Here is a 2,686-nt window from a genome sequence, read left to right as displayed (position 1 = left end):
GCACGGGAAAGCCGCAATTCTCGTTTGCCGGCGCTTCGGGACAGGCAAATGGCCGGCCTGAAAAACGGCCCTCCCACCCGTTTTGTCGGACGATTGCCCTTTGGCGGAGCGGCTCCTATGGTGCGCCGCAACGCAACCCGCGAGGAAACCGATATGCGCTATCTCCACACAATGGTCCGCATCGCCGACATCGATCAATCCCTCGATTTCTACTGCAACAAGCTCGGCCTCAAGGAAGTGCGCCGCTACGAGAACGAGCAGGGACGCTATACGCTGATCTTCCTCGCCGCGTCCGAGGACGAGCAGAGCGGCATCGCCGAGAAGGCGCCGCTGGTCGAGCTGACCTACAATTGGGATCCCGAAGAATACAAAGGCGGCCGCAATTTCGGCCACCTCGCCTATGAGGTCGACGACATCTACGCCACCTGCCAGAAGCTGATGGACAATGGCGTGACCATCAACCGGCCGCCGCGCGACGGCAACATGGCCTTCATCCGCTCGCCGGATGGCATTTCGATCGAGCTGCTGCAGAAAGGCCCGGCAAAGGCCAAGGCCGAGCCGTGGGCCTCGATGACGAACACGGGAAGCTGGTAGGCGTCAGCACACGCCCAGGAGCATGCCGGCAGGCCTGCCTATGGCGTTTCGCCGGGCGGTGCCTATCTATCCGCTTGTGGCGCCGGCCTTCCAGGCCGGCGTTTTTCTTGATCCACCAGGAGAATTCCATGCCGACCAGCCGCGCCGATGTCGCCACCGAGCACGCCAGCCGTTACCTGCAGCAGCTCTGCAAGCACTGGTCGCACAAGTTCCCGGTCGAATTCGACCCGCACCATGGCGCCATCCAGCTCTCGCTCGGCCGCACCGTGATGGATGCCGACGACAAGTCCCTTCATATTGCGGTCGCCGCTGATGACGTTGCCGCGCTCGAGCGGCTGGAAACCGTCGTCGCCGACCACATCAAGCGCTTCGCCTTCCGCGAGGAACTGACCTTCGACTGGCAAAAGGCCGCCTGAGCATATTCGGCTTCAGCCGCCGGCCTTGCCGGCCATGTCGAGCAAGGCAAGCACGCTGCGCCAGTTGCGCGCCGTGCCGGGCACCTTCAATGTGCGCGGGATGAGATTGGCGAAGACGGATTTGCCGACCCCATCCGGCGCGTGCAGGTAAAGCACGTCGCTCTTGATCTCGAAGCGCTCCGGGCCGGTGCATTTGTCCGCCAGCCGTTTGGCCTCTTCCGCGGTCGGCTCGCGTTCCAGTACGTAGGCGTGCAGCTTGGTCGGCTCGCCGGCAACTTCCGGATAGGGATTGTCCTTCACCAGTCGCTCGAACCATCCGGCATCACGGACCATGATGCGGGAATTGAACCCCCATTTCTTCTCGAAGGCGGCTTCGAGTTCTTTGGTCAGCGCTGCCGCATCGCCGTTTTTCGCGCGGAACACGACGTTGCCGCTTTGCACGTAGGTCGCGACGCCGGTGAAGCCGAGATCTTCGAAGAACGACTTCAGTTCCGCCATCTTGACGATGCGGTTGCCGCCGACGTTGATGCCGGAAAACAGCGCCACGAAAATCGCCCCTTTATCGGTTATTTTTGGCCCGCTCATATGATGAACCCCGCCAGCGTCTCGTTGTCGGTGATGTCCTGATACTGCACGCCCTCGGCGTCGAAATTGGCCTTCAGCAGATCGAAATTACGCCGGTCCTTGGTCTCGATGCCGATCAGCACCGAGCCGAAATTGCGCGCCGACTTCTTCAGATACTCGAAGCGGGCGATGTCGTCGTCGGGACCCAGCAACTCGAGGAAATCGCGCAGTGCGCCGGGCCGCTGCGGAAAGCGGATGACGAAATACTTCTTCAGTCCCTCGAAGCGCAGCGCCCGCTCCTTGACGTCCGGCAGCCGCTCGAAGTCGAAATTGCCGCCGGAGACCACCGCGACGATCGTCTTGCCCCTGATCTCCTTGCGCGAAAAATCCTTGAGCGCGTCGATCGCCAATGCGCCGGCCGGCTCCAGTACCACGCCCTCGACATTGAGCATCTCGATCATCGTCGCGCAGAGCCGGTTCTCCGGGACGAGGCGCACGGCGTCGGCAGTGAAGTCCTTGAGGTGGCGCAGCGGCTCGCGGCCGATCTCCGCCACCGCGGCGCCGTCGACGAAATTGTCGACCTTGGCGAGCTTGACCCGCTTGCCGCTGGCAAGGCTCTCGCTGAGGCTCGGCGCGCCCGCCGGCTCGCAGAACACGAAGCGCGTGTCGCGATGCCGGTCGGCGAAATAGTGGGTGACACCGGCGGCCAGTCCGCCGCCGCCGACCGGCAGCATGACGATTTCGGGCATGCGCCCGCCGGGCATCTGGGCGGCGATCTCATAGGCGACCGTCGCCTGGCCCTCGATGATGTCCTTGTGGTCGAAGGGCGGCACCATATGCGCGCCGGCGGTCTCGGTGAATTCGAAGGCGGCGCGATAACAATCGTCGAAGAAATCGCCGACCAGCTTGATCTCGACGAAATCGCCGCCGAACAGCCGCGTCTTGTCGATCTTCTGCTGCGGCGTCGTCACCGGCATGAACACGACGCCCTTTTTGCCGAAATGCCGGCAGACGAAGGCAAAACCCTGTGCATGGTTGCCGGCTGAGGCGCAGACGAACAGTTCCGCGTTGTTGCCGGCGGCAAGCGCCTTGCGGAAGAAATTGAAGGCGCC

4 protein-coding genes are annotated in these 2,686 nt (G+C 63.0%); 2 read left to right on the top strand and 2 right to left on the bottom strand.

Features of this window, described 5'->3' with window-relative positions:
- The first annotated feature begins 153 nt into the window (after positions 1 to 153).
- Both gloA and EOA38_RS32970 read left to right on the top strand, forming a co-directional pair.
- The gene (gene gloA, locus EOA38_RS32975) at positions 154 to 594 is read left to right on the top strand and encodes a lactoylglutathione lyase (RefSeq protein WP_245464960.1); all 441 of its coding nucleotides are present in this window, start codon (positions 154 to 156) and stop codon (positions 592 to 594) included.
- A gap of 128 nt (positions 595 to 722) precedes the next feature.
- Positions 723 to 1,010 carry a DUF2218 domain-containing protein gene (locus tag EOA38_RS32970; RefSeq protein WP_127301200.1) on the top strand — a complete coding sequence of 96 codons (288 nt, stop codon included), beginning with the start codon at positions 723 to 725 and terminating at the stop codon, positions 1,008 to 1,010.
- Positions 1,011 to 1,022: 12 nt separating this feature from the next.
- Here the strand turns inward: EOA38_RS32970 and EOA38_RS32965 are convergent, their stop codons facing one another.
- Together EOA38_RS32965 and ilvA are read right to left on the bottom strand one after the other, a co-directional pair.
- Positions 1,023 to 1,595: a DUF1697 domain-containing protein gene (locus EOA38_RS32965; protein WP_189435083.1), complete on the bottom strand. Its 573-nt coding sequence runs from the start codon at positions 1,593 to 1,595 to the stop codon at positions 1,023 to 1,025.
- A partial coding sequence (ilvA, locus tag EOA38_RS32960; RefSeq protein WP_127301199.1) for a threonine ammonia-lyase IlvA occupies positions 1,592 to 2,686 on the bottom strand: 1,095 nt, incomplete at its 5' end. The genes ilvA and EOA38_RS32965, both read right to left, overlap by 4 nt.

It is taken from the genome of Mesorhizobium sp. M1E.F.Ca.ET.041.01.1.1 (assembly GCF_003997355.1).
GTDB lineage: Bacteria > Pseudomonadota > Alphaproteobacteria > Rhizobiales > Rhizobiaceae > Mesorhizobium.
The sequence above is the reverse complement of the archived record's forward strand: the minus strand, read 5'-3'. Positions and strand labels throughout refer to the sequence as shown.

What these genes read in the sequence shown, in the direction of transcription:
- gloA (WP_245464960.1), top strand. Translation starts at nt 154, where the DNA reads ATGCGCTATCTCCACACAATGGTCCGCATCGCCGACATCGATCAATCC.
- EOA38_RS32970 (WP_127301200.1), top strand. Translation starts at nt 723, where the DNA reads ATGCCGACCAGCCGCGCCGATGTCGCCACCGAGCACGCCAGCCGTTAC.
- EOA38_RS32965 (WP_189435083.1), bottom strand. Translation starts at nt 1,595, where the DNA reads ATGAGCGGGCCAAAAATAACCGATAAAGGGGCGATTTTCGTGGCGCTG.